The 25,949-nt window shown below is 35.7% G+C and carries 18 protein-coding genes; 6 read left to right on the top strand and 12 right to left on the bottom strand.

Annotation, left to right across the window (positions count from 1 at the left end):
- Positions 1–37: 37 nt before the first annotated feature.
- Positions 38–1,423, top strand: coding sequence for an OmpP1/FadL family transporter (locus tag ACLMCG_RS06445; protein WP_228451614.1), 1,386 nt, complete (start codon positions 38–40; stop codon positions 1,421–1,423).
- A 62-nt stretch (positions 1,424–1,485) separates the two neighbouring features.
- Here the strand turns inward: ACLMCG_RS06445 and ACLMCG_RS06440 are convergent, their stop codons facing one another.
- Both ACLMCG_RS06440 and ACLMCG_RS06435 read right to left on the bottom strand, forming a co-directional pair.
- Positions 1,486–2,214: a ZIP family metal transporter gene (locus tag ACLMCG_RS06440; RefSeq protein WP_413959228.1), complete on the bottom strand. Its 729-nt coding sequence runs from the start codon at positions 2,212–2,214 to the stop codon at positions 1,486–1,488.
- Positions 2,214–2,939, bottom strand: coding sequence for a class I SAM-dependent DNA methyltransferase (locus tag ACLMCG_RS06435; RefSeq protein WP_413959227.1), 726 nt, complete (start codon positions 2,937–2,939; stop codon positions 2,214–2,216). The genes ACLMCG_RS06440 and ACLMCG_RS06435 overlap by 1 nt, the downstream gene beginning before the upstream one ends.
- A 137-nt stretch (positions 2,940–3,076) precedes the next feature.
- On the opposite strand from ACLMCG_RS06435, the gene ACLMCG_RS06430 reads away from it, so the two are divergent.
- Positions 3,077–4,240 (top strand): THUMP domain-containing class I SAM-dependent RNA methyltransferase, encoded by a 1,164-nt coding sequence (locus ACLMCG_RS06430; RefSeq protein WP_413959226.1) that lies wholly within the window; start codon positions 3,077–3,079, stop codon positions 4,238–4,240.
- A 391-nt stretch (positions 4,241–4,631) separates the two neighbouring features.
- Here ACLMCG_RS06430 and ACLMCG_RS06425 read toward each other — a convergent pair whose 3' ends face one another.
- The 3 genes from ACLMCG_RS06425 to ACLMCG_RS06415 all read right to left on the bottom strand — a co-directional run bounded on the left by ACLMCG_RS06425 (position 4,632) and on the right by ACLMCG_RS06415 (position 7,142).
- On the bottom strand, positions 4,632–5,777 hold the full coding sequence (locus ACLMCG_RS06425) for a hypothetical protein (protein WP_413959225.1): 1,146 nt from the start codon (positions 5,775–5,777) through the stop codon (positions 4,632–4,634).
- A gap of 625 nt (positions 5,778–6,402) precedes the next feature.
- A complete protein-coding gene (locus ACLMCG_RS06420; RefSeq protein ID WP_413959224.1) occupies positions 6,403–6,750 on the bottom strand; it encodes a helix-turn-helix domain-containing protein in 348 nt (115 codons plus the stop codon).
- On the bottom strand, positions 6,726–7,142 hold the full coding sequence (locus ACLMCG_RS06415) for a transposase (protein WP_223600425.1): 417 nt from the start codon (positions 7,140–7,142) through the stop codon (positions 6,726–6,728). Before ACLMCG_RS06415 ends, ACLMCG_RS06420 begins: the two co-directional genes overlap by 25 nt.
- A 374-nt stretch (positions 7,143–7,516) precedes the next feature.
- Here ACLMCG_RS06415 and ACLMCG_RS06410 point away from each other — a divergent pair, with 374 nt between their 5' ends.
- The gene (locus ACLMCG_RS06410) at positions 7,517–8,503 is read left to right on the top strand and encodes a helix-turn-helix domain-containing protein (RefSeq protein ID WP_223600424.1); all 987 of its coding nucleotides are present in this window, start codon (positions 7,517–7,519) and stop codon (positions 8,501–8,503) included.
- A gap of 98 nt (positions 8,504–8,601) precedes the next feature.
- Here the strand turns inward: ACLMCG_RS06410 and ACLMCG_RS06405 are convergent, their stop codons facing one another.
- A complete protein-coding gene (locus ACLMCG_RS06405) occupies positions 8,602–9,408 on the bottom strand; it encodes a helix-turn-helix domain-containing protein (protein WP_413959223.1) in 807 nt (268 codons plus the stop codon).
- 39 nt (positions 9,409–9,447) lie between these two features.
- A complete protein-coding gene (locus ACLMCG_RS06400; RefSeq protein ID WP_413959222.1) occupies positions 9,448–10,461 on the bottom strand; it encodes an SDR family NAD(P)-dependent oxidoreductase in 1,014 nt (337 codons plus the stop codon).
- Between the two features lie 209 nt (positions 10,462–10,670).
- Here ACLMCG_RS06400 and ACLMCG_RS06395 point away from each other — a divergent pair, with 209 nt between their 5' ends.
- Complete coding sequence (locus ACLMCG_RS06395) at positions 10,671–11,675, top strand: glycosyltransferase (protein WP_413959221.1); 1,005 nt, start codon at positions 10,671–10,673, stop codon at positions 11,673–11,675.
- Positions 11,676–12,058: 383 nt separating this feature from the next.
- On the opposite strand, the gene ACLMCG_RS06390 is transcribed toward ACLMCG_RS06395, so the two are convergent.
- The gene (locus ACLMCG_RS06390; protein ID WP_413959220.1) at positions 12,059–13,288 is read right to left on the bottom strand and encodes an aminotransferase class I/II-fold pyridoxal phosphate-dependent enzyme; all 1,230 of its coding nucleotides are present in this window, start codon (positions 13,286–13,288) and stop codon (positions 12,059–12,061) included.
- Positions 13,289–13,445: 157 nt separating this feature from the next.
- Here ACLMCG_RS06390 and ACLMCG_RS06385 point away from each other — a divergent pair, with 157 nt between their 5' ends.
- Positions 13,446–13,904 carry an Lrp/AsnC family transcriptional regulator gene (locus ACLMCG_RS06385; RefSeq protein ID WP_223600418.1) on the top strand — a complete coding sequence of 153 codons (459 nt, stop codon included), beginning with the start codon at positions 13,446–13,448 and terminating at the stop codon, positions 13,902–13,904.
- Positions 13,905–13,928: 24 nt separating this feature from the next.
- On the opposite strand, the gene ACLMCG_RS06380 is transcribed toward ACLMCG_RS06385, so the two are convergent.
- The 4 genes from ACLMCG_RS06380 to ACLMCG_RS06365 form a co-directional block, all read right to left on the bottom strand.
- On the bottom strand, positions 13,929–15,014 hold the full coding sequence (locus ACLMCG_RS06380; protein ID WP_413959219.1) for a serine hydrolase domain-containing protein: 1,086 nt from the start codon (positions 15,012–15,014) through the stop codon (positions 13,929–13,931).
- A gap of 219 nt (positions 15,015–15,233) precedes the next feature.
- Entirely contained in the window at positions 15,234–16,262 is a 1,029-nt protein-coding gene (locus ACLMCG_RS06375; protein WP_413959218.1) for a bestrophin family protein, read from the bottom strand.
- Positions 16,263–16,468: 206 nt separating this feature from the next.
- Entirely contained in the window at positions 16,469–18,541 is a 2,073-nt protein-coding gene (locus ACLMCG_RS06370) for a thiamine pyrophosphate-dependent enzyme (RefSeq protein ID WP_413959217.1), read from the bottom strand.
- A gap of 75 nt (positions 18,542–18,616) precedes the next feature.
- The gene (locus ACLMCG_RS06365) at positions 18,617–20,746 is read right to left on the bottom strand and encodes a S8 family peptidase (protein ID WP_413959216.1); all 2,130 of its coding nucleotides are present in this window, start codon (positions 20,744–20,746) and stop codon (positions 18,617–18,619) included.
- A 262-nt stretch (positions 20,747–21,008) separates the two neighbouring features.
- Between ACLMCG_RS06365 and dnaE the strand changes: the two genes are divergently transcribed.
- Complete coding sequence (gene dnaE / locus ACLMCG_RS06360) at positions 21,009–25,679, top strand: DNA polymerase III subunit alpha (RefSeq protein ID WP_413959215.1); 4,671 nt, start codon at positions 21,009–21,011, stop codon at positions 25,677–25,679.
- Positions 25,680–25,949: the final 270 nt, after the last annotated feature.

Here is a 25,949-nt window from a genome sequence, read left to right as displayed (position 1 = left end):
CTATTAAAAAATAATGTTAAAAAAATCTTTAGTATTAATGAGTATTTCTGCGGCATTTTATGCGCAGGCTCAGGATGTTTCTGTGATAAGAAATACCGTGGATGTTTACTCAAGTACTCCTATGGTGGGATCAGCTAAGTTCAATGCAATGGCTGGAGCTAATGGTGCACTGGGTGGTGATGCAAACTCTTTGCTTACCAACCCGGCAGGTTTAGGGGTAGCTATTTCAGGAGAGGTTTCAGGAACTTTATCTATTTTAGGCAATAAAAACAGCAGCTCTTTAGCTGGATCTACCATAGACTACAGCAAAACTAAGGGAGACCTTGGAAATGCAGGAGGGATCATTGCTTTCCCGCTGATGACAGAAACGGCTTGGAAGTTTATTAATATTGGTATTAATTTTTCCAATCAGTCTCTTGATAATGTAATTCAGTCACCGGGTAATAACAATGTTGTTTACGCTTTTGATAAAGATGATATAACCAAGGATGCAGCATTGGCAGGACATATCTATGAAAGATATGGTAATTTGTCAAAGATGAGTTTTGGGGTAGGAGCGAATTACAATCATAATTTATACTTAGGAGCAGGTTTCAATTTTTTCAACGCTTCAGTTGATCAATATGATACTTTATTTTACCGAAATCTTGCCAATAATTCTACAGAAGGATTCAGTAAGCAGGATACTCCTTATACAGAAAGATCATCAGGTTTTTCTGCTTCATTAGGGGTTATCGGAAAGCTAAGTCCTAATTTCAGAGTGGGAGCATCTCTTGAAACTCCTACATTCTGGACAATAGACAGAAATTATTATTTCTATAATGATCCTGTTTACGGAGACGATATGGGTGCTGAAAACAGAAAGTTTACTTCACCGCTTAAAGCAACAGTGAGTGCTGCATTTGTAGCAAGTAAAAACTTCTCTTTGAACGTAGATTATACCCTTGGACTTACAAAGCCTGATTATAAAGTATACGGCGGTGCAGAAAGATCACTAAATGATTTCTTTAAAGAGAATTATAAAAACCTTTCTGAAGTGAGAGTAGGGGCTGAGTATAGAGTACAGCAGTTCAGACTGAGAGGAGGTTATGCTTACCAGTCAAGTCCTTTTGATGCCCTTACGATCAGTAGATTTAATGATGCTGGTACTGTAGGAGATCAATCGTACAGCAATATGATGCTAAGTGACAGAAATACACTTTCCTTCGGTATCGGATATGATTTCAAATCATTCTATGTAGATGCATCTTATCAGAATATCTCATCTAAGTACACTAACCCTTTTATGAGAGGATATATGGACGGAAATTCTGATTCATCTTATTATTCTGCCAATAACATCTTTGAAAGTGATGCGTATGCAGCAAGTGAGGTTAAAAATAACAGAAACAATTTCTTCCTTACAGTAGGATGGAAATTCTAAGCTTTAGATAAGCTATATACAATAAAAAAAGCTCTGGAAAATTCCGGAGCTTTTTTTATTTTTTAATGAGAATGAGCAGTGGGATGCTGATGGAAGAGATGCATCATCAATGCAAGTGAGACTCCTAAAACTACCAGTCCGATTTTTACCCAGTCAATATTGTGATTTTTATTACTTTCAAAAATGATCACTGATGAAATATGAAGGAAAATTCCTCCCACGATAGCCAGAAAATAAGGCTGAAGATCAGGATTGAAATAATTTCCTAATAACATTCCCATTGGAGAAGCCAGAGCAAATAAGGCTACAATGAGAATAGAAGGATAAGATGAAGAACTTTTTGATTCTCCTTTTCTGTTGAATAAAAACGCCCCCAGAATAAATGAAATGGGAAGATTGTGAAATACAATTCCCCAAAGATAAGGGGACATCTCATGCTCTTCATTGGCAAGAGGGATTCCTTCAATGAAAGCATGGATAAACAATCCGACCATTAAAGCAGCAGGAAGAATATTGTGTTCATTATGATGATGGAAGTGTCCGTGTTCAAAACCTTTGGTAAGAGCTTCCAGAATCATCTGTAGAAGAACTCCTGCAATTACAAATATTCCAAGACTATTGCTTCCAGCAGAGGTATACACCTGAGGGAAAACTTCATTGAGACAGATTGTAATTAAAAAACCGGCACTTAATATCAGTAGATTTTTGGCCAGTTTTTCTTTTTTACCAAAGTGCTTTCCCAGGAATACTCCTGTTATTACACTTAAAATCAGTAAAAGTACTGTTGTCATTATTTTTTCTTAAATAAATTGATGCAACGCGGGGAATTTTCTTTTTTAAATTCATTCAGCTGATAATCTCCCCAGATTTTTATTCTTTCAAAACCACATTCCGAAGCATAAGCATGAATGGCTTCTAATGTGTGAAGCTTTACTTTTTCAAAGAAATGAAAAGGCTTACCGTCTGCTTCAAAACGGATATCTTTGATGACATGTCTGCCCTCTATCTTTTTAAGAATCCTGAAATCTATATCACCACGGGTAATTGTTGTTTCAGGGACTAAAGTATTTCTTACATACTCTTCATTCAGATAATCCAGCACAAAATATCCTCCGGGTTTCAACGCATTGTAAACCGACTGGAATACTTTTTTGTCATCATTTTCATTGTCAAAATACCCAAAACTTGTAAATAAATTGAATACAGCATCCATCGGATCTGCATCAATTGGGTTTCTCATATCATGAACCTCAAAAAGCAGGGTTTGATTTTCATACTGTTTGTCAGATTCAATGCTTTGTCTTGAAAGGTCGAGTCCCAAAACATCATACCCTAATTTATTAAGGAAAACAGAGTGTCTTCCCTTTCCGCAGGCAAGATCTATGATTTTCGACTGAGGCGGAAGCTGAAGGTCCGCTGTGAGCTTTTTAATGAAGTTTTCAGCTTCAGTATAGTCTCTGTTGCTATAAAGCAAATGATAATAAGGGGTATCAAACCAAGATTCAAACCATTCCATAATGCAAAAATAACTAAATTTGTGCGGTTAAAAGCAAAGTATTTTACGACATTAAGAGATTGAAAAATTCAATTGGACAAGAAGTTGGAGGGCTAATCTTTTAATTATTAAAGCTTTAAATCTTTTAATTCATACTTATGGATACAGAAAATATTAAAATACAGATAAAGACATTCTTCGGATTGGAGCAGATTCTGGCAGAAGAAATCAAAAAATTGGGTGGAAGGAATGTTGAAATTAAAAACAGAGCGGTAAATTGTGAAGGAGATCTGGGTTTTCTTTACAAAATCAATTACTCTGCAAGAACAGCATTGAAAATTCTGGTGCCCATTCATGAGTTCAAGGCTTTCAACCAGCATCAGTTTTATGACAGACTTTTCAAGTTTGAGTGGGAAAACTTTATGGATGTAGACCAGTCTTTCTCTATTGATGCAACAGTAAACTCTGAAACGTTCAAACATTCACAGTTTGTAACTTTAAAAATGAAGGATGCGATCGTGGATTATTTCCAGGAAAAATTCAAAAGACGCCCGAATGTAGAAACAAGAAATCCGGATATCAAATTCCATCTTCATATTGACAGAGAGTTGGTGATGATCTCAATGGATTCTTCAGGAGATCCTTTGTTTAAAAGAGGATACAGAAGAGAACAGGGAGAAGCTCCAATCAATGAAGTGCTGGCGAGCGGAATGCTTCAGCTGGCAGGATGGGATGGAAAAGGTAATTTCCTTGACCCTATGTGTGGTTCCGGAACATTATTGATTGAAGCAGCTATGATTGCTCTGGATCTTCCGGCTCAGATCTTCAGAAAGAGATTCGGATTCCAGAACTGGAATAATTATGATGCAGAACTGTTCTCGAAAATTAAAGAATTCAGAATTAACAGAGTCAGACAGTTTGATGGAAAAATTGTTGGGTATGACATTGATGCAAGAATGCTGAACGCTGCAAGAATGAATGTAGAAGCGGCAGAAATGGAAGATGTTATTGAGATTAAAAAACAAAACTTCTTTGATTCTAAAAAGGAACTTTTCCCTTTATTGATGGTGTTTAACCCTCCATACGATGAGAGAATTTCCATTAATGATGATGATTTCTACAAAAAAATCGGAGATACCTTCAAAACCCATTATCCGAATACATTAGCATGGCTGATCTCTTCTGATCTTGAAGCCGTGAAGAAAATAGGTTTACGTCCTTCAAGAAAAATCAAACTTTTCAACGGAAAGCTGGAAACGAGATTTTTACAGTACGAAATGTATGAAGGAACGAAGAAAGTACATAAATTGGAAGATAAATAAAGATTAACTATGTCCTGGAATTTTTTTGATATTTTCGATGTGATTTTTGATCTATTGGATCTGTTAGGCTCCGGATCAAAATCCTCACGTTCAGAACCTAAAAGAAAAGCTCTGAATCATAATGTAATATCTCAAAAGAAGGTGCCAAAAGATCCAGATGTTTCACAGAAAAAATAAATTCAGTACTTATCTATTGGTTGTATTTTCTTTTTTTATTTCTGTAGTAATATATACTTAAATGAAAAGTATAATAAATATTAAATCAGCTAAAGTCGTTCAAGAATGAACGACTTTGCTTTTATCATTTGTATTAATAGAATCTTACCGGGCGCATTTTTTACTTTACAGTTTTTATAAATGTGAAGTAAATAACTATTGACAATGATGTGTATTATTTTAGTCTTTTAACGTAGATTGCAATTCTTCTAATATCATCGCTGGCATCTGTAGTGTTATTATTATCAATAGCAGAGTAATACTCGGCTTTGTACCAACGTCCATTCACTAATAAATGAGCTGTTTCAATTTCAGTATGGTTATTGTAGGTATCACTTAGACTAACGGGTGTACTGCTAGTAGTCATATTTAATCCATATCCATTATAGATCCCATTATCTAAATTAATAAACTGTCCATTTGCCAACCATATGTTAGATGTTCCAAAGCTATCAATACTGGACATTGCTGAAAAGTTAACTTTTAAATTAGCTCCGGAAACATTGACTAAGCGAGGAACGGCTGAAACAGTACCATTGGATGTAACACTCTCGATAAAATAAACGTCAAACCTCATTCCGTCTATCGTTGGAACATCCGAGGAATAATAACTCAGATAGTTTTGAGCAACCGTAGATGTAGGATTCAGACCTCCGCTCCCTACATTGGCAGGTGCCGTGCCAGACCAATATATTTCCTGACCCAATCCTATTGTATTTACTCCCACAGAAGCATTACATGTTTTACCGCCGGCATTAATTGCAAAGTTAGTTGTTGTTGGGCTGGATACCGTTGGAGTACCTGAAACACTATAAATAAGATTTCCTGCACCTAAAGCCAGATTTCCTGACTGCAGCGTTGCTGTAAGTCCATTTGAAGAGATGACTTGCGAAGGGTAAATTCCACCGTTTCCTCCTGTGTAAGGAATATTCAATGTACCTGAATAAACTACATTTTGGGTATAAGTACTTGGAGAAAGGGTAGCGCCATTACAAAGAAGATTGTCTATTGTACCAATAGTGAGAGAAGAATTGTCAAGACCTCTCCATTGAGAACCGTTCCAAAATACATATCCTGTAAAAGTAAGTCCGGCTGTTCCTGTATTATATACCAATAATCCGGTTGCAGGAGAAGGTATGGTAGTAGCATCTGTTATAGAGGTTAAAGAAATTCTGGGTGCGAGAACTCCTTTATTGGTTGAATTTATATCAAGTATGGCAGATGCATCCGGAGAAGAGGTTCCTATTCCTACCCCTCCTGTTTGGCTGAATAAATAGCTTGAGATTATTGTAAATCCCAAGAACAATAATTTTTTTTTCATGTCTTATGTTAATTTAAAATTTAAATAAATCATTCTATGTATTTTTTCTATTCACGGTTTAAATTTTGCCTATGTCTGTAGGAATGGTATTTTTTTATGGAAGAATTTCCCAAAATATATTTTACACATCTGTATAGGATGATATCGAGTTTGTTAATTTTCTGGAACATAATGTGAATGTTAGTTATATTGTTCAGGTCTATGTTTTTAGTTCCTCACAGACCTTAGAAATCCTGCTTGAATTTTGTATGATAATGATCTTTCTCTGATAAGAACAGGGCAAACATAAAGGAATTGAATGTAAAAATTACATAGTTGATTATGATGGCGTATATTTATTATTTATTTGTTTAACATGTTGTTGGTGAGTCTATTATGGGTTTTGAATTTTACAATATTGTAATCTTTTTTACCTAAAATGAGATGTGTATTTACAGATGTGATTTTGATAATCCTTTTTTGGCTCTAAAAAATATATATCCCTTGTATAAAAATTTTTACGATGAGGATTTTTTGAAAAATGACAGATATGTCTACCATTTTTTTATATGCCTTTATTGGTGATTTTTGCATAAAAAACCTTTCATTAGTTTGAAAGGTCAGATTAACTGAAGGTTGTTGGTTTTTAAACAATATATTTTCTTTTCCATTTTGTAAGGGTATTTCTGCTCATTTTAAAGTCAATAGCGGTCTGGTAATTGGTTATCTTATTTTTTTTCTGATACTCTAATATTTTTATAATGGTTTCTGTATCATAAGATTTGTGTTTTTGATTGGATCTAAAAACGGCACAATCCTGAGCATCAGAAATTATATTGTTCAGCTTTATTATATCTAATGTTGTTAATTTATTTTTTTCCAAGATAATTCTGCATTCTTCTTTTTTGTGCGGATATTTTTTTTGAATCATATCCGTATAAATTCTCTTATAGTTTGGGATGGTATTTTTTACTTTTGATATTTTTGTATCCATTTATGTAGAGTGGCTTTGGGAATTTTATATTCAGTTACTATTTCCTGTTTTGTTTTTTCTCCTTTTTTAATTTCTGTCAGAATAAAATCTATAATTTCTGTTGTATAGATGCTCTTTCTGAAATTAGGCAGAGAACTTTTCACATTATTCAATTTCTTATTTCCTTTGGGTGCATATAATATTAAATGTTGAGAATACAATCTGAAAAAATCATATTCTAATAATTTAGACCACTTAAGAATGATATTGATATCTAATGATGCACTATCATACATCTCATCAATGTCTCTTTCCGGGAGGTTGAAGAAGCGGCATATTCTTGAGATCTCAATCTTTTCTTCTTCGACTTTGTTCTGTAATAATTTTCCTATATGTATTTCTTTGAAATCCATGTTTTTAATATTAACTTTACGTTATGAAATTATAATACTTTCTTTGAAAGATCTGGTTTTGATTTAATAGTATAAAGGCTTCCTGTAGCAATTTTGTTTAAAGAATTAAGAACAATAATTGTGTGAAACAGTGTGGCAAATATGAGATAACTGAACGTAAAGAAATAATATATGATGATGATAGGGTATATTTATTTCTTTTGAATTTAAATTATTGACATTTAAATTGTTATATTTCAATTATTGATGATAATGTTATTTTTTTTACCAATAAATACAATTGACGATTGTGGTTTTTTATTGTTTTTATCTGAAATAATTGTCAAAGAAAAATAATCTATATTTTTGCGCCCTGCAAATTTAAAATATCACAAATGAGCTACAATAAATCAAAAAAGAAAATCACTTTAACTTTTGTGATCATATTGCTTGTTATTTCGATGAGTTTTAGTATTCTCTTTTATACTTGGGGACTTGTTATACCTGCAATTCATCATTTAATTGTTGCCATATTTTCTCTTTACATTTTCATAGTAGTCTGGAATTATAAAACTAATTTTGATTTTATTCATCTTATTCAGATAGCTTTATACCCCTTTATTATTATATTTTTTATCAGTAATATTATCTTTTGGAAGGTTATGCCCATTAATATAATATGGGGCGTTGCTTTTCCTTTAGCCAGCTTATTTCTGCATCATATGAAAAAGACCATCAATGTTTCGGTCTTCATCGTTGTTTCTATTATGGCAGCTCCTTTTATCTCCAATATTTTTGGAATCTCAGATACAATGAGTTTGGCCTTTAAAATATTATCAGAAGAGCAATTGTTTATTCTAAACTATATTGATATTTCATTTTTTATAATCGTAATAGCTATTATTATATATCAATTTTATTTGCATAATGAAGCTTATATAGAGAATAAAATAAGCATGACGGAGGCAATTAATCCATCTGATCCATCTGTTGTTATAGATGATCCGGAGCCAGATACTCAACAGAGTGTGTATGATATAAAGCTAAATAGGATTTACCAAAATATGGTCAAGCATATAGATGCAGATAGATTGTATGAGAATCCTGATTTCAGATTGGAGGATCTGGCAAAAGTTGTAGGAACAAATAGATCCTATGCCTCCGCTGCCTTGAATAAACAAGGAAAGACATTTAATAATTTTATTAATTGGTATAGGATTGAACATGCAAAGAGGGAATTACAGGATAATAAAAAAAGTATGAGAGAAATATATACAGAGGCAGGTTTTCGATACCATTCCACTTTTTTAAAAGTCTTTGAAGAAGTTGTTGGTGTAAAACCTTCGAAATATCAATACGTACAAAAAGAATCTCAGAAATGAGATATGATTAATCCAGTTCCTTGTGGATCTTACTAAATGGCTTTCATATTATTATAAAATAAAATAGGTTGTACTCATGTGGTACAACCTATTTTGTTTTATTGCGTCAGTGAAGGAGCAAAACCATACTGCTTTTTAAAAGCATGTGAAAAATGCGACAGGTCCTCAAAACCTACTTCAAGAAAAACATCAGACGGTTTTTTATTCCTTTCAGATAAATGATAATAGGCCAGTTCAAGACGTTTTTGCGTAAGCCACCGTTGTGGAGTCGTTTGAAAAATCTTTCTGAAATCCCGGTTGAACGTAGATAAACTCCTTCCCGTCAGATATCCATATCGTTCCAAAGGCATATTAAACATATAATTCTTTTCCATGAAGTTAATCAGATCTACTTTCCCCGGCTCATCAAAATCAGCGAGTACAGAATCTATATTCTGATCAATTTCCCTTAAAATACTGATGGCTTCAGTGATCTTCAGGTGAGCAATATTTTCAGGAAATGGTCCTTCAATCTCAAAATAAGGAATAAGTGAAGCAAGACAGCTGTTCAAAAGCGGATGGCTACTGAAACTGTGAATGCTGGATTCCCGTGGACTGTTTTTCTTTTGATAGTCAACAGCACTGTAAAATGCTTTCAACCGTTCTGTGGTAAGATGCATCACTACTGCTTTATGAGGAAGTCCGTCTTTTGGATAATTGATAATTGTGGCAAGATGATTTCTCGGAATCAGAAAAATATCTCCGGCTTTGAAAATATAGGTTTTGTCTGCCTGGATAATTTTCGTTTCTCCTGATATGAACCAGACCAGCATATGATATTCAAAAACCGTTTCTGTTTTGAACAGTTTATCATCATAGCTGGAAAGCTTGATATCCGGTGTGAGGTATTGTATCTGGAAATCCATTGTCAAAAGTTTTTCATTACAAATGTATTTAAAAAACACTTATTTGGTGTCAAAGTTAAATCCCAACATCTCTTCACTCAATTTCCATAATTGCTCAGCATTTTTTTTATCAATAGAATAGGGCTGCACGCCACGGATGGTAGCCGGTTCATCAAATCTGTGCTCAATTTGCCCTCTGTCAATCTCCGCAATATCACAGTTTTCACAATAAACTCCGCCGATTCCGTTAAGCTGTGGGCTTACGGCACACCAGACTGTTGTTGCAGCTCCTTGTTGAATGGTTTTTAAACGTGCTTCAACTTCCGGTTTGATATTTCCGTTTTCATCATGCGTTCCGAGCTGCTTAAAAAGCTCAATAGGCTCTTCTCTGCCCAGATCTGTGCCATAGACTGAACCTGGATGAAGGGAATAGGCTCTGATATTGAACTCTTTTCCTTTTTCATCAAGTTCTACAGCAAACAGATTACATGCTGTTTTAGATTGTCCATATCCGGAAAGCGTGTCATACTCTCTTTTCTCAAAATTCGGGTCTTCAAAATCAAAAGGAGCCATTTGATGGCCATATGAAGAAACACTTATAACCCTCGCTCCGTCTGCTTTTTTCAGAGCCGGCCATAATTTTGCGGTAAGATGAAACTGCCCAAGGTAATTGGTTGCCAATTGAGACTCTATACCTCTGCTGTCCCTGCGGAGAGGAACCCACATGATGCCCGCATTATTAATGAGAATATCCAGACTTCTGCCTGATGATACAAATTTTTCTGCAAAAGAGTCAATAGATGCAGGATCCATCAGATCCATTTTTTCGAGTTCAACATTTTCAATTCCTAAAAGATTTTTCCCTGCTTTTTCAATATCTCTTGCGGGAATAATGACATGTGCTCCGGCGGAGGTAAGGGCTTTTGTGGTTTCAAGGCCGATTCCTGCATACCCGCCGGTAATGATAACTGTTTTTCCGGTAAGATCATTTCCTTTTATGACTTCCTGAGCTGTTGAGAATGCATTGAATCCTGATTGAATAGGTTGTTGCATTGTGCTGATAATAGATTCCATTTTATTGTTGTTTTAAATTTCTAAAGCAAAATTATAATGGATTCCTCAGCTTTATTTTGTTTAAAATGTCAAATGACTTGGCTCAGAATTTCATTTGTAAAATCCATGGCTTGAGAAAGATAAAACTTTACTTCGTTAATTTCTCTGAATAAGCTGTTAAACTGTTTGTAGATTGTTCTGCGAATAAGTAATTTTGAAAAATTTTCAATTTGAAGCCTACTATTTCCATTGTCGTTGCCATTTACAACCGAAAAGATGAACTTTTTGAGTTACTGACCTCTCTTACCCAGCAGACGGATAAGGAATTCGAGATCATTATTGTAGATGACGGCTCTCTGATCGATCTGAAACCTACCATCAAGAACTTTGAACAGGGATTGGATATTAAATATTTCAGAAAGAATAATTCAGGACCGGGACTGACAAGAAATTATGGGGCGGCAAGAGCAGCAAATGAATGGCTCGTATTTGTAGACAGTGATGTCATTGTTGAAAAAGATTATATTGAACATATTAAAAACGATATTCTTACAATTCCTTGTGATGCGTTTGGAGGAGCAGATAAAGCACATAAAGGGTTTAATCTGATGCAGAAAGCTATTTCCTATTCCATGACTTCTGTGTTTACAACCGGAGGAATCAGAGGAAGTAAGAAAGCGGTTTCCAAATTTCAGCCACGAAGTTTTAATATGGGTGTGAAAAAAGAGGTCTTTAGGAAAGTAGGCGGGTTTTCTGAAATGAGAATAGGAGAGGATCCGGACCTATCCATGACCCTTTGGGAAAACGGATTTACCACTGCTTTTTTTGATGATATTGCGGTATATCATAAACGTAGAGTTGATTTTGGTAAATTCTCCAAGCAGGTGTATCAGTTTGGCTGTGCAAGACCGATTCTTAATCAGAGACACCCGAATTATGTGAAGATTTCTTTTGCGTTTCCTACCTTATTTATGTTAGGATATATGATGGGCTTTCTGGAGTATTTCATTATGCATAGAGGGATAATCCTTTCTTTTTATGGATTGTACACGTTTCTGGTGTTGTTTCATGCCTTATTACTAACTAAAAATATCAGTATTGCCGGAATGGCGGTTATTTCCACGTATATTCAGATGTTTTCCTACGGATATGGGTTCCTGAAATCCTGGATTCTGCTGAATGTTTTAAGAATGAAACCGGAGGAGGCTTTTCCACATCATTATTATAAGAAATAATAGGAGCACCCTGTACAGGTTTTGGCTAAAGCCGTTGAAAGATTTATTTTTTTGATAAATGGGCTTCAGCCCATTCCTATTGAATTCTTTTATGGTATAAATTAAAACGGAAAATAATAAAACACAACGGTTGTCATTCCGCAGGAATCGAACTCCTTATTTATCATTAATTTATATCCAAATTAAAAAAAAAGCAACCTAGATTCCTACGGAATGACATACTGTATGGATAATCTACGCGAATAATTCGTATGGAGTCTGGGGAAATAAATGTACATATATACATTCCGCTTTTCATTCCGTAGGAATCTAGACAGGAATCTTGTGATTTAAACTAAAGATAAAAAAGGCTGTTTCAATTGAAACAGCCTTTTTACAATAAATTAGGATATGGAAATGTTTTCATGGTGGTTAAGAACACCTACTTTCAGCATACACTCCTTCATTTTATGGTAAGTTCTTTTGATGTCGTGGTCAAGACCGATGGAGAATCTGATCAATCCGTCAGAAATTCCTATAGATGCACGTTCTTCCTCTGGAATTTCAGATGAAGTAGATTTTCCTGAGCATGAGAATAAGGTTTTATAGAACCCTAAGCTTACTGCAAGGTAGCCAAGGTTTTCTGCCTGCATCAGCTCCATCAGTTCATTTGCTTTTTCTGTTGTGCCTGCATCCAGAGTCAGTAATCCTCCGTAGCCGTATTCTTCATGAATCATGCTTTTCATTAATTCATGGTTTTTGTGCGATGGTAATCCGGGATAAGATACCTTTAAACCATCTGCCTCAAATCTTTCAGCAAGATACATGGCATTGTGGCTGTGCTGCTTTATTCTGATGTGTAATGTTCTCAGGTTCTTTAAGATACTTGAAGATCTTAAGCTGTCCATGGTAGGTCCCAGAAGCATACATGCTCCGGAATTTACATTTTTAGTATCATCAATAAATGCCTGTGTTGCACAATATACACCTCCTACCGTATCACTGCTTCCGTTGATGAACTTCGTTAAACTGTGGATCACAACATCTGCCCCGAATGCTGTCGGAGATATTGAAAGAGGAGAGAAGGTATTATCTACAATCAGTTTCAGATTGTGTTTTTTACAGATTTCGGAAAGTTTTCTAAGGTCTGCCACTTCAAGAAGCGGATTACTTACACTTTCACAGTAAATTATTTTAGTATTGGGAGTAATAGCATTTTCTATAGATTCAAAATTGTTGATATCAACAAAGCTGGTTGCAACATTAAACTGAGGCATGAAATTTTTAAGAAAAGCATATGTTCCTCCGTAAATGGTTCTGCTAGAAATAATATGGTCACCACTTTTGCATACCTGCATCAAAACCGAAGTAATAGCTCCCATTCCGGATGCTGTAACGTTGGCAGATTCTGTGTTTTCCAACTTGGCAAGAGCCTGAGCCAGATAAAGGTTCATAGGTGATGAATGTCTGGAATACAGGTAGCATCCTTCCGCATTTCCTTCAAAAGTATCAAACATAGTCTTTGCAGAAAGGAATGTATAAGTAGAGCTGTCCGAGATAGAAGGATTCACTCCTCCGAATTCACCAAAATACTGAAGATCCTGGATCTCATTGGCTGCGTTAAAGTTTTCCATAAATATTGTTTTTATTTTATTGTTCCAATTTGCATTAATTTGCTAATTATTACAACATAAATTTGAATTTATAGAAAATAAAACTGTAAAATATTGTTTATTTAGAAAAAATATTTAGTATCTTCGATAGTATTAAACTTTTACCAAAAAAATATCTATGGAACTTGACGAAACTGATAAGAAACTGTTACTTTTTTTACAGGCTGACTGTAAACAAACCACCAAAGAGCTCTCCGGCAAGCTTGGATTGTCTGTTACCGCAGTTTATGAGCGTGTAAAAAAGCTTGAAAATGCGGGTGTCATTTCAAAGTATGTGGCTTTGCTGGACAAAAGTAAAGTTAAGAAAAATTTTATCGTTCTGTGCCATGTAAAATTAAGCCAGCATAAAAAAGAATTTGTTCTGCAATTTGAAAAAGAAGTGATGGATTTACAGGAGGTTACCGAATGCTTCCATGTGAGCGGAGATTACGATTATATCCTTAAAATAGGAGTAAAAGATATTGAAGACTACCGTAATTTTATGCTGACAAAGCTTACGACACTTCAGCACATCGCAAGCACACACAGCTCATTTATGATTTCTGAGGTTAAAAATACAACGGCGATTGTATTGTAGATCATTGAAAATTTTCCTGCTTAGCTATTGGTTTTCTTTCGTTATTTTATCGATAAAATAATGAAGTCTTTTGATGTCTGCTCTTCCTTTGTTTTTATCATTTAAAAAGCAGGTCGTTACAATAACCATTTTTAAATCCGGGATGACACAGATGAGCTGACCGCCGTATCCGGTTGCAACAAAAGCCTGATGTCCGTTGGTTTTTCTTCGCCACCAATAATAGCCATATCCGTTGGCATTTGGCATTACATCCCAGGAATCAAGTTTTACCTGCTCTGAGGTAGACTCCTGAACCCACTTCTGAGATACAATCTGTCTGCCTCCAAGTTTTCCGTTGTTGAGAATCATAGAACCGAATTTCAACATATCTTCAGGTTTCATAAACATTTCAGAACCTCCAATATTTCTGTTCATGGAATCTGTATCCCATCGGGGTACATTTATCTTTAGCGGTTTAAAGAGGTTCTCTGTTGCAAATTGTTTCAGGCTGGTCTTTACAATTTTTGCCAATGCTGCGCCGAAAAGATGGGTTTCTCCACTGTTATAGTTGAATACGGTTCCCGGATATTCTTCAAAAGGCAAATCCAGCACAAACTTTACAGGATCACCGGAAAAAAGCATGGCCGTTGAAATTTTTGAATTTTCAGTCCAGTCGAAACCACCCTGCATGGTCAGGAGATTTTTTAAAGTTAAAGTATTTCTTATAGAATCATGAGCAACCTTTCCTTCAATATTGGAAATGTTTTTAAAACTGCTTCTTGAAACATTGTATTCCGGAAGAATTTTCAAAACCGGAGTGTTGAGATTGGGAAGCAGGTTTTTATCCTTTGCTATTCCTGCCAAAACCGAGACGATGCTTTTGGTAACAGATTTTATACTGAAGACTGTTTCTTTATTCGCTCCGTGAAAATACTGCTCATAAATTAACTTATCATTTTCAGAAACAATAAAAGAACCCAGAGACGGAATGCTGTCATTGATTTCTTTGGTAAATTGGTCTGTAAACTCTTTGGGTAATTCTTTGTTGAAAGCTGCCTGTGCTTTCAATTCAGAACAAAATAGGGTAAGACACAGTATTGTCAAAATCTGCAGTATTTGCTTTGATCTCATTGTTTAAAAAAGAAGGGATACATTATTAGTTGATGAAAAAATATACGTTAAAATCTGTCCGAAACAGAACCGTAATTCAATTTTGGACAGATTTTAGCTGATGTTTTCAATTCCTCTAAATTATGAAAAACAATGAAGTTTTAAATATGTTTTAAAGAATATTTTTTAATTTTTTTGAATGATTTTCAGGATGTGAAATAGCCCACTTTAAGAAAGAAATTAAACCAAAACTCCATTTTTAGAAGAAATAGGATCCGGAAGATCGGTTTCTCCGCTCATCTGAAGAAGGTCAATTTCAATGGTTCTGCAGATGGAAAGCATGGGAACGTCAAACATCAATCCCGCAAAAGGGTTTTCAGAATAATCACCTACCAGTTCCATAATAATGTAGATCCATCCGATAATAATACAGAACGGAATAGAAGTCCATATTCCCCAATCACCAAGTTTTGCAAATTCATTTACTAATCCAAGAGGAAGAAGCATGATAAACAGGATGTTGAAAACAAAGGCTGTACTGGCAAACTGTCTTGGGGAAGGGAATTTTTTGATTCTTTCAGCCTGTCCCTGAAAATTATAGAATTCGTTCAGGCTGTTTTGCAGCTGAGTTTGGTTGAATTCTGTAATAGCCCCCATGTTTTTAAGCTCATTGATGTCTTTAGCCTGTTGGGATATCAGGTATGTGGCGAAGTTTTTATAATCATTTTTAAGTTCATATTCTTCCTCCGAAAGATATTTATGGAGGAAAATAGGAGCTCTTCCGTAATCCGGAAATCCAGCTTTGATCAGTCTGTTTCTTCTCAGGTTGATATTCCCGAATTTCTTTTCTGTACTGATATGTTCCCATTCTGTAGGCACCAAAAGCTGTTCACGGAAAGTATACAGCCATGCAATATGTCGAAAGACGATTCTTTTTTTACGGTCTTCAAGGTCAAAAACTCCAATTCCTTCGTTTTTGGTATCAAAAGCATACACCATAGAAGCAAATGAACGGCTAGAGTTCACAATACCACCCCAGATTTTTCTGGCTTCCCAAAGTCTGTCATAAGCCTGGTTATTTTTAAAACCAACAAGGAATGCTTCTGCTGTACCAATCAGTGCAACAGGAACCCAGGGAATTGTCATCCAGTGCCAGTTGAAGAAATAAAAGAAAACAGCAATCAATGTACACCAGATAGAGATTAAGACCAGATGTATACCTGCCAGATTGAGAACCTGTTTATAATTGACGTATTTGGTTGTGATCATAAAGATAGATGTGTTTTTCGTGTAGAGACAAAATAAATACCAAACTGTGATGGGTTTTGTTTTGTAATGCCTGTCAGATAATAGATAATCCGGTTTTCTTGGTTTATAATAGTCTAAAATTGAGATTGATAATCTTAAATAAATGTAATAAAAAAAATGCATAAAAAAACCTCTAAAAATTTTAGAGGTTTTAATTTTATATAAAATTAATATTTCAGCATTTCTTCGATCTTATTGCTGAGTTTTTCAGCATTCGGAAGCATTTCTTTTTCCAGTATCAAATTGATAGGAACAGCTGGAACATCCAGTGATCCCATGGTTTCTACCGGTGCGTCAAGATATTTGAAACAGTTTTTAGAGATACGGTGGGCAAAAGCTTCTGCAAAAGAGTTGTTAAGCTGCTCTTCAGTGAGAACGATACATTTTCCGTGAGCTTTCACTCTTTCAAAAACAAGTTCTTCATCCAGAGGGATTAATGTTCTTAAGTCAATTACTTCAACTCTTCCGTTGAAATTCTTAGCGGCTTCTTTAGCCCAGTAAACTCCCATTCCGTAAGTAACGACTAATAAGGTTCTGCCTTTTTCAGTTTCATTCTTATCAGCTTCGATGATTACTTTACCTTTTCCAAATGGAAGAACATAATCTTCAGCTGGTTCTATCGTTTTAGCATCTTCGGTTCCCGGAACTTTACTCCAGTATAATCCTTTATGTTCAAGCATTACTACCGGGTTCGGATCGTAATAAGCTGCTTTTAATAGACCTTTAAAGTCTGCTGCATTACTTGGATATGCTATTTTGATTCCTTTAATATTGGCTAAAATACTTTCAACACTTCCGCTGTGGTAAGGACCGCCGCCGCCATATGCCCCGATAGGAACACGGATGATATTGCTTACAGGGAATTTTCCGCCACTCAAATAGTTGGATTTTGAAATCTCTGTGATTAACTGGTTGATCCCCGGATAAATATAGTCAGCAAACTGAACTTCAACAATTGGTTTTAAGCCTACAGCACTCATTCCGGCAGTAGATCCTATGATATAAGCTTCCTGAATGGCTGTGTTGAAAACTCTTTTACTTCCGAATTTTTTCCCTAAAGTAACTGTTTCACGGAAAACGCCGCCAATTCTTTCTCCTACATCCTGTCCGTAAAGAAGGGCTTCAGGGTGTTTCCACATCAATTCCTGAATAGCATGGATGGCAGCATCCACCATCACAATTTTTTCTCCGTTGGCTGGTTCACGCGTTCCTGCTTCTTCAGTAATAGGAGTAGGAGCGAAAACGTGCTGCATTACGGTTTCAGGCTTTGGATCATCTGCATTTTTAGCTTTTTCAAAAGCTTCTTCTGCTTCAAGACGTGCCTTTTTAGTGATTTGCTTTAAAAGATCTTCGTCAATTCCTGTTTCCAGTAAATGTTTTCTAAGGATTTCTCCCGGATCTTTAGCTCTATGTTTAGTTAAATCTTCTTCGTCTCTATAGAATTCTCTTCTTACTCCGGAAGTATGGTGTCCGATTAAAACTGTCTTTGCGCAAACGACTAAAGGTTTTCTTTCTGTTCTTACAAAATCTACGGCCTTCTTCATCGCTTCAAAACTTTCTACGAAATCTGTTCCGTCTACTCTCATTCTGCTTAATCCCGTGAATCCGGCAACAAAATCATAGGCATCACAGGTTCTTGCTTCGTCCTTCGTTACGGAAATTCCCCATTCATTATCCTGTACAAGGAAAATGATAGGAAGCTGATGTAAAGCTGCAAACTGTAAAGCTTCGCTCACTTCACCTTCTGTAACAGAATTATCTCCAAGACTGCAGATAACAACAGGATTATTTTCAAATTCCTGCAGATTGAAGTCCTGAATGTATTTGATTCCCTGTGCTACTCCTGTAGTAGGGATGGTTTGCATTCCGGTTGCAGAACTCTGGTGAACAATCTTAGGTTTGTTTTCATCTCTGCTTGAAGGATGGGAATAATAAGATCTTCCTCCGGAAAAAGGGTCATCAGCTTTAGCCAGTAATTGAAGCATTAACTGATAAGGTTCAAAACCAATTCCTAAAAGAATACTTTCGTCTCTATAGTAAGGCGAAACCCAGTCTTCTTTTTTCAACTGATATGCTGTTGCAAGCTGGATGGCTTCGTGACCTCTTGAAGTACTGTGAACGTATTTGCATACGTTTCTGTTTTCTTCATAAATATCTGCCATTGCTTTGGCCAGCATCATATGATTATACGCTTTGAGTAATATATCCTGAGAAACTTTTTCGTGAAGTGCATTTTCCATAGGAAGCAAATATACATAAAAAAACAAAATACTAACAACTGTTAGTATTTTGTAAAAAATCTTTGTCTATATAGGCTATTCCTTGATCACTTTTTTAGAAATAACATCTTTGTCTGTTTTTACTTCAATGATGTAAATTCCTTTCGTGTAAGTTGATAAATCTATTGGCTCTTTCTCATTATTAATGATACCGCTTTGTAATTTCTTACCTGTAAGATCATATACATTGAATGTAGATTTTTTAGGAGCTTTCAGAATGTTTGTAAAATCTTTCGTAACCGTAGGAGCAATGGCAAGGTTGCTTAGAGCATTTACAGCATCTTTAGTTCCTAGTACTTGAGTGAATCCTGTCACGATAATCGAATAATTCTGAGGAGCTGTAACACTGGGGTTTGCATTATTCTTTAATGTTCCTTTATGTGAAATTTCAATTTTATAATTTCTTCCTGCTATAGGAGCATCTACAACTACCTGTTCTACATTGTCTACAGTGTTGTCACCTTTAACTGCTGTATTTGGGCTTGTTGCGTTTAATTTCCATGGTAAGTAAACTGTATTTGTTTCCATGTCGGTAATTCTAAGATCCAGATCATTAACCAATCTAGAGCTTCTGTTGTTGTAAGCATCACTCCAGCTTATTGTGGCCGGTATTTTATATTCCGGATCAATCCATGAAATGGTTACTTTTATTGGAGTGTTTCCAGTTGCCAGAATTGTTTTAGAATTAGCAGCTCCGTTATTTAATGTTTCGTTATTGAAAATAACTGTGTTGTTTGATTTTCCTACTAATAATTCAGCTCCCTTTTTAGCATCAATGAATCCCCATCCGAACAATGGGTCCGGTCCCGGATTTCCTGCTTCGGCTGCTGAATGGATCGTTAAGGCTTTAGCTGCAGCAGCATTTAATTCATTTCCGCTAAATAATTGTTTGTTAATTTGAGTCCACAGGCCGATTACTGCTGTTACTACAGGTGCTGAATAAGAAGTTCCGCTGCCAACTGTTAACCCTTGGCTGCCAACTGTGTCTTCAGCCGTGGATGCACTTCCTACATCAGTTCCTACTGCTGAAATATCTGGTTTGATACCTCCATCATCTCTAGGTCCTGCGCTGCTGTAATCAGAATGAATTACATCAGCGGATGTAGTGTATCTCCCTGAGTTGGCAGTAATTCTGTCGGTAGCTCCTACGACAATAATATTCTTGGCTAATGAACCAGGACCTATACAGTCAAATCCCTGTGCACAGTTGGTGCTAGGCAGTACATCTGTTGCTGCAAATGCTACAGGGTTACCATTGTTGTCAGTGTAGTATGTGGGAAGTGGAGTGGGAGTTGGGTAGTTAGGTCCAAATCCAAAATAATTACCCGAAGATTTTACTATAACGTAGTTAGGATTATTATAAACAATGGCATCATAATTTTGATCATTGCTGAAGTACGTTCCCTGCAAGTCATATGAAGAACCGGGACTGTTGAAAGCACCATTCCAAACCCATGCATTGGCTCCGTTTACTGTATCTAGATTCCATCCTACATTTGATCCATAAGAGTGATTTGATATTTTAGGCTGAGCTGTCAGAATCTTTTGGAATACAGTACTTGTAGATGTGTCTCCAGGTAATACAGAATCACGGAAAGTGTAAGAATCCATGGTTGAGTTTTTTGCTACTCCCTGGAAGTTTATTGTTCTGGAAGTACCATCTGTAAAAGTCACTGATTGTGAATAAGTTTTTGCTCCCATAAAACCAGCGACAGCAGTAGAGTGTGCTGAATAATTCAAAGTACTGGCTTCTTTGTTTGTAATTCGGTTTGCAGTATTATTAAAGAATACATGTCCGCCAAAAACTCTTCCTCCGTCGAATATTGTATATTTAATATTCTCACCATTAAATGCTCCGGTAAGCCCGGTTACTGTTCCATTCTGAAGAAAGTCAGCGTTTGCATTTTTAATTTGGTCCATATCTTCATTACTGTTAAAAAAAGGTTTGCCATTTGGCATAAAGCCTGCTAAACTGGTTCTTTTTTCTTCAAATTCTTTCAGAGTTTCAGAAGCTTTGTTATTACCTGAACGTTTTGCTACATAAGAGTCAAACTTTGCGCTGTTCTCTTTGTTTTGTTTTTCAAACTCTCTTTTTAATTCTTCATTATTTTGCGCACTTGTTAATGTAACAATCAATGTGCTGATTAAAAGTAATTGTTTCTTCATTTTTGAGTAATAAATTATAAAATTATAGTTAATCAAATTTATAGCAAAAAACTGATAACTAGTTAGTTTTGGTAAATAATTCTAATTTTTTTAATAATATTTTAATATTTTATTTCGTGCTTGTTTGAGTTGTTTATATTTTTAATAAAATGAGATAATTTTGTTATCGCGAATTATGGTTTATTCTTGATATTGGGTATAAATTAATTGGAAAAAATGGAGTAACTTTACATTCTCTTTTATAAAAAAGTTAGAACATTATATGTATTTAATTTTTGACACAGAAACAACAGGTTTACCAAAAAATTTCAACGCTCCGCTTTCAGATTCGGAAAACTGGCCAAGAATGGTTCAGATTGCATGGCAGATACATGATGATGATGGGAATTTAGTTGAGAATCAGGATTATATAATAAAACCTGAAGGATATGATATTCCCTTCAACGCAGCCCGTATTCACGGGATTACAACGAAAATCGCCAATGAAGAAGGTCGTGACCTTGAAGAAGTTTTAAAAGAATTTGCTGAAGTTTTAGATAGAGTAAGAGTGGTTTCCGGACACAATGTGGAATTCGATTACAATATTGTAGGAGCGGAATTTTACAGAAAGAACCTTAAAGATAATCTACAGGAAAAACCCAGAGCAGATACCATGATTTTGGGAACCGACTTCTGCCAGCTTGGCGGAGGAAGGGGAGGAAAATATAAATCTCCGAAACTTGAAGAACTTTACGAAAAGCTTTATGGAAGTAAGTTTGATGAAGCGCATAATGCTGCTGCCGACGTAAATGCTACGGCAAGAGCGTTCTTTGAAATGATAAGAATTGGAGTGGTTCCCGCAGAAATATTAAAGATTTCTGAAGATCAGCTGGCGTATTTCAAGAGTCTTTATCCGGATCCGATAAAGCCTTTCAATATTGTTATCAGAAGGCAGGTTGCAGATTTTCATAATAAGAAAAAGCAGCAGGATTTCGGAAGTGTTGATGAGATTGATCTGGGCAAATATTTCAATTTTGACAATCACAGTGTTTTCTCAACATTAATGGCCACCTCAAGCATTAATGATTTAATTAAAAAAGCTACGGATGATAATTTCCCTGCCGTTGGAATGGTGGATTTGGGAAATATGATGGGTGCCTTTAAATTTGTTTCAGCAATTGAAGGGGCAAATGGTGACCGCGTAAAAAAACATAAAGAATATTTAGCTAAAAAGCAGGAAGCAGAGGAGAACGGAGAAGAATTTAATGAGGATGAACCTGTTTCAGAACCTTTAATTCCTGTTGTAGGTTGTGAATTTTATATTTCAGACCGTTACGAACAGAAACAGTTTACTAAGGATGATCCCGACAGAAGAACGCAGGTGGTTTTACTGGCGAAAGATTTTGAAGGATATAAAAACCTGGCCAAACTTTCAAGTATCGGTTTCTTAAAAGGATTTTATTTTGGAGTTCCAAGGATTAGCCGTGAATTGATTGCTGAGTATAAAGAAGGTTTAATTGCCCTTACTTCCGGAATTCTGGGAGATATTCCCGATGCGATCTTAAATACTGGTGAGCAAAAAGGGGAGGAGCTTTTCAAATGGTGGAAGGATACTTTTGAAGATGACTTTTATGTTCAGATTCAGAATCATAAACTGCCTGAAGAAGAGCATTTAAATGATGTTTTACTGCATTTTGCAGATAAATATAATGTTAAAATTTTAGCTCAGAACGAAACTTTTTATACCAATAAAGACGATTCTAATATTCAGGATATTGTAAGCTGTATCAAAGACGGAGAAAAATTGACAACTCCTGTCGGAAAGGGCTTTGGAAAGAGAAGAGGATTAGCTACAGGAGAATATTACATCAAAAATTCTGACGAAATAAAAGAAGCCTTTTTAGCTTATCCTGATGCGTTTGATGCTTATGAGGAATTCACGGCAAAATTTAAACCTTATACCTTAAAAAGAGACGTTTTACTTCCAAAATTTGATATTCCGGAAGAATTCATTCATGCTGAAGATGATATTGATGGAGGGAAACGCGGTGAGATGGCGTATTTAACGCATTTAACATATGAAGGGGCGAAAAAAAGATATGCAGATACCGGCGGAATCACAGACGAAATCAAAGAACGTTTGGATTTTGAACTGGAGGTAGTTGCTAATACAGGATATCCCGGTTATTTCCTGATTGTACAGGATTTTTGTAATGAAGCTAGAAAAATGGGTGTTTGGGTTGGTCCTGGCCGTGGTTCTGCAGCAGGTTCTGCAGTAGCATATTGCACTGGAATTACCAATGTAGATCCTATTAAATATGATTTGCTTTTTGAGCGATTTCTGAATCCGGAAAGGGTTTCCATGCCTGATATTGATATTGACTTTGATGATGAAGGACGTGATAAAATCATCAAATGGGTAGTTGAAAAATACGGTAAAAATCAGGTGGCACAGATTATTACGTACTCTGTTTTAGGAGGAAAATCTGCGATTAAAGATGCGGGAAGAGTATTAGATGTCCCGATTCCTGATACGAATAATATTGCAAAATTAATTCCGCCAAGCCCCGGGATGAACATTGCAAAAGCTTTATCTAAATACGATAAGCTAAAACCGGAGGAACAAATGCTTGTTGATGAAATGAGATATGTTCTGAATAGCCCGGATGATGCCCGCCATGACGTACTTGCGAGTGCGAAAAAAATGGAAGGCTGCATCAGAAATACCGGTATTCATGCCTGTGGGGTGATTATTACTCCGGAAGATGTAAGTAACCTTGTACCAGTGACCATCGCTGCAAAAGATGCTGATATTCTTGTTTCACAGTTTGATAACTCCGTGGCGGAAAGTGCAGGTCTTTTGAAGATGGACTTCCTGGGATTGAGAACTTTGACGATCATTAAGGATGCATTGAAGCTTGTAAAGGCAAGATATAATATAGATATTGATCCGGATCTTATTCCGCTTGATGATGCCAAAACATATCAGTTGTTTAAAGAAGGACGAACAGTAGGGATTTTCCAGTATGAAAGTCCTGGGATGCAAAAATACATGAGGGAGCTTAAGCCAACGGTTTTTGCCGACCTTATTGCCATGAACGCCTTGTATCGTCCGGGGCCTATCAAATATATTCCGAACTTCATTAACAGAAAGCATGGAATTGAAGAGATTGTTTATGACTTACCGGAAACAGAAGAATATTTAAAAGAAACCTACGGGATTACCGTTTATCAGGAGCAGGTAATGCTTTTGTCCCAGAAATTGGCCAATTTTACCAAAGGTGAAGCCGATACTTTGAGAAAAGCGATGGGTAAAAAGCAGATTGATGTCCTTAATAAAATGTACCCGAAATTCATTGAAGGAGGTAGAAAGAACAACCTGAATGAAGAAAGGCTGGAGAAAATCTGGAATGACTGGAAAGCCTTTGCAGAATATGCCTTCAACAAATCTCACTCTACCTGTTATGCATTTATTGCTTACCAGACAGCTTATCTGAAAGCCAATTATCCCGCAGAATATATGGCGAGTGTAATGAGTAATAACATTAACAATACGGATTCAATTACCATGTTTATGGAGGATTGTAAAAGTATGGGAGTAGATGTATTAGGACCGGATGTAAATGAATCTCAATATAAATTCTCGGTAAACGAAAAAGGACAGATCCGCTTCGGGTTGGGAGCAATCAAAGGAATTGGGGAAGGTCCGAGTGAAGGAATTACACGGGAAAGAGCGAATGGAAGATTCAAAAATATTTATGATTTCTTTGAAAGAATTCTGCCTTCGCAAATGAATAAGAGAGTAGCGGAAAGTTTGGTGCTTGCAGGAGCTTTTGATGAATTGGATTCTTTCCACAGAGGTCAGTATTTTGATATTGATATGTCTGGAAGAACAAATCTTGAAAGGTTGATCAGATACGGACAAAGCTTCCAGGAAAGTAAAAATGAGATGGAGCATTCTCTTTTTGCTGATTTTGCAGAAGAAGTTCAGATTGAGCAGCCGAAATTAGCACCTTGCCCGGAATGGCCAAACATGCATAAACTTAATAAAGAAAAAGAAACGATCGGATTTTATCTTTCCGCACATCCTTTGGATGAATTTAAATACCAATATCAGTTTATGCAGGGGCAGCTTTCTAAAAAGTCGGTATTGGAGAAGGATGAAGAAAAAGTGGTTATAGATGAAGCTCCTATTCTGGAAAAAGACTCTGCTGATGAGGTTGCAGATCTTGTAGAAATTGTTTCTGATGACATCGTGGCCGGTGAAGAAGAAGAGGTTATAGAAGAAGTTACGAAAAAAGCTGAACCGAAAGGAGTTTTTCATTTTTTGAATCTTGATGAAGTGGATGCTTATAAAGAGCAGGCTTTTGCCAATAAGCAGGAAGAACTTTTTGAAGAAAAGAAAAAAGACTGGAAAACCTTACAAAAAGAAAGAGAAAACGGTGGTGGTGGAAAAGAATATACTGTTGCTGGTCTGATTACGGAATATGTGGTAAAAGATGGTTTCAGAAGTGGTGAAAAAGTAGCTTTTGTTACCCTGGAAGACTATTCTGGATCGTATTCATTCAGATTAGGAGATAGGGATTATATGAGGCTGAAGGAAAAACTGGAAGTGCAGAGGTTTGTTATTTTCAAGATAAAATTTGCTCAGGTAAAAGATGGGAGAGTCTTCGTAAATGTCAATGATGTGATAGAACTGCAGGAAGCGTTCGAACGTTTTGCGAAGAGTATATCTTTGGTTATGGATGTTATGGATGTCAGAGCTGAGGATCTGGACTTTTTCAGGACAGTGCTTGATAGAAATAAAGGAAATCAAAAGCTGAAATTCTTTATCAAAAACCTTGAAGATGATTCCCATATTGAAGTACAATCTATGAAACATTCGGTAGATTTGAATGGAGATTTGATTAAAGAAATCCAGCTTCTTAATAAATATGAGTTTTATTTAAACTAGAAAAAAGGATATAATAATTATAATAGTATAGAGAGTGGCTAAAAGTCACTCTTTTTTTTGTTTATATATTTTTGATATTGATGAAAATTTTTAAATAGTTTTTTATGTTAAATAGAAAAATTTTCTATAGTCTATTTTATTGGTATTGTATTTTAATTTATTGATTTTTAGTGTGTTATACTTTTTTCAATGAATTGCGAAATAAATATTTAAATTAAATAAACGTTTGATTTTATTTGATTTTATAAGGGGTATTGGCTATTTATTATT

The organism is Chryseobacterium sp. S90, assembly GCF_047444895.1.
Taxonomy (GTDB): domain Bacteria; phylum Bacteroidota; class Bacteroidia; order Flavobacteriales; family Weeksellaceae; genus Chryseobacterium.
The sequence above is the reverse complement of the archived record's forward strand: the minus strand, read 5'-3'. Positions and strand labels throughout refer to the sequence as shown.

Coding starts and splice junctions, on each gene's coding strand:
- ACLMCG_RS06425 (WP_413959225.1), bottom strand. CDS start 5,777: ATGAAAAAAAAATTATTGTTCTTGGGATTTACAATAATCTCAAGCTAT.
- ACLMCG_RS06405 (WP_413959223.1), bottom strand. CDS start 9,408: ATGGATTTCCAGATACAATACCTCACACCGGATATCAAGCTTTCCAGC.
- ACLMCG_RS06415 (WP_223600425.1), bottom strand. CDS start 7,142: ATGGATTTCAAAGAAATACATATAGGAAAATTATTACAGAACAAAGTC.
- ACLMCG_RS06420 (WP_413959224.1), bottom strand. CDS start 6,750: ATGGATACAAAAATATCAAAAGTAAAAAATACCATCCCAAACTATAAG.
- ACLMCG_RS06400 (WP_413959222.1), bottom strand. CDS start 10,461: ATGGAATCTATTATCAGCACAATGCAACAACCTATTCAATCAGGATTC.
- ACLMCG_RS06410 (WP_223600424.1), top strand. CDS start 7,517: ATGAGCTACAATAAATCAAAAAAGAAAATCACTTTAACTTTTGTGATC.
- ACLMCG_RS06365 (WP_413959216.1), bottom strand. CDS start 20,746: ATGAAGAAACAATTACTTTTAATCAGCACATTGATTGTTACATTAACA.
- ACLMCG_RS06390 (WP_413959220.1), bottom strand. CDS start 13,288: ATGGAAAACTTTAACGCAGCCAATGAGATCCAGGATCTTCAGTATTTT.
- ACLMCG_RS06440 (WP_413959228.1), bottom strand. CDS start 2,214: ATGACAACAGTACTTTTACTGATTTTAAGTGTAATAACAGGAGTATTC.
- ACLMCG_RS06430 (WP_413959226.1), top strand. CDS start 3,077: ATGGATACAGAAAATATTAAAATACAGATAAAGACATTCTTCGGATTG.
- ACLMCG_RS06370 (WP_413959217.1), bottom strand. CDS start 18,541: ATGGAAAATGCACTTCACGAAAAAGTTTCTCAGGATATATTACTCAAA.
- ACLMCG_RS06435 (WP_413959227.1), bottom strand. CDS start 2,939: ATGGAATGGTTTGAATCTTGGTTTGATACCCCTTATTATCATTTGCTT.
- dnaE (WP_413959215.1), top strand. CDS start 21,009: ATGTATTTAATTTTTGACACAGAAACAACAGGTTTACCAAAAAATTTC.
- ACLMCG_RS06380 (WP_413959219.1), bottom strand. CDS start 15,014: ATGAGATCAAAGCAAATACTGCAGATTTTGACAATACTGTGTCTTACC.
- ACLMCG_RS06375 (WP_413959218.1), bottom strand. CDS start 16,262: ATGATCACAACCAAATACGTCAATTATAAACAGGTTCTCAATCTGGCA.
- ACLMCG_RS06385 (WP_223600418.1), top strand. CDS start 13,446: ATGGAACTTGACGAAACTGATAAGAAACTGTTACTTTTTTTACAGGCT.
- ACLMCG_RS06445 (WP_228451614.1), top strand. CDS start 38: ATGAGTATTTCTGCGGCATTTTATGCGCAGGCTCAGGATGTTTCTGTG.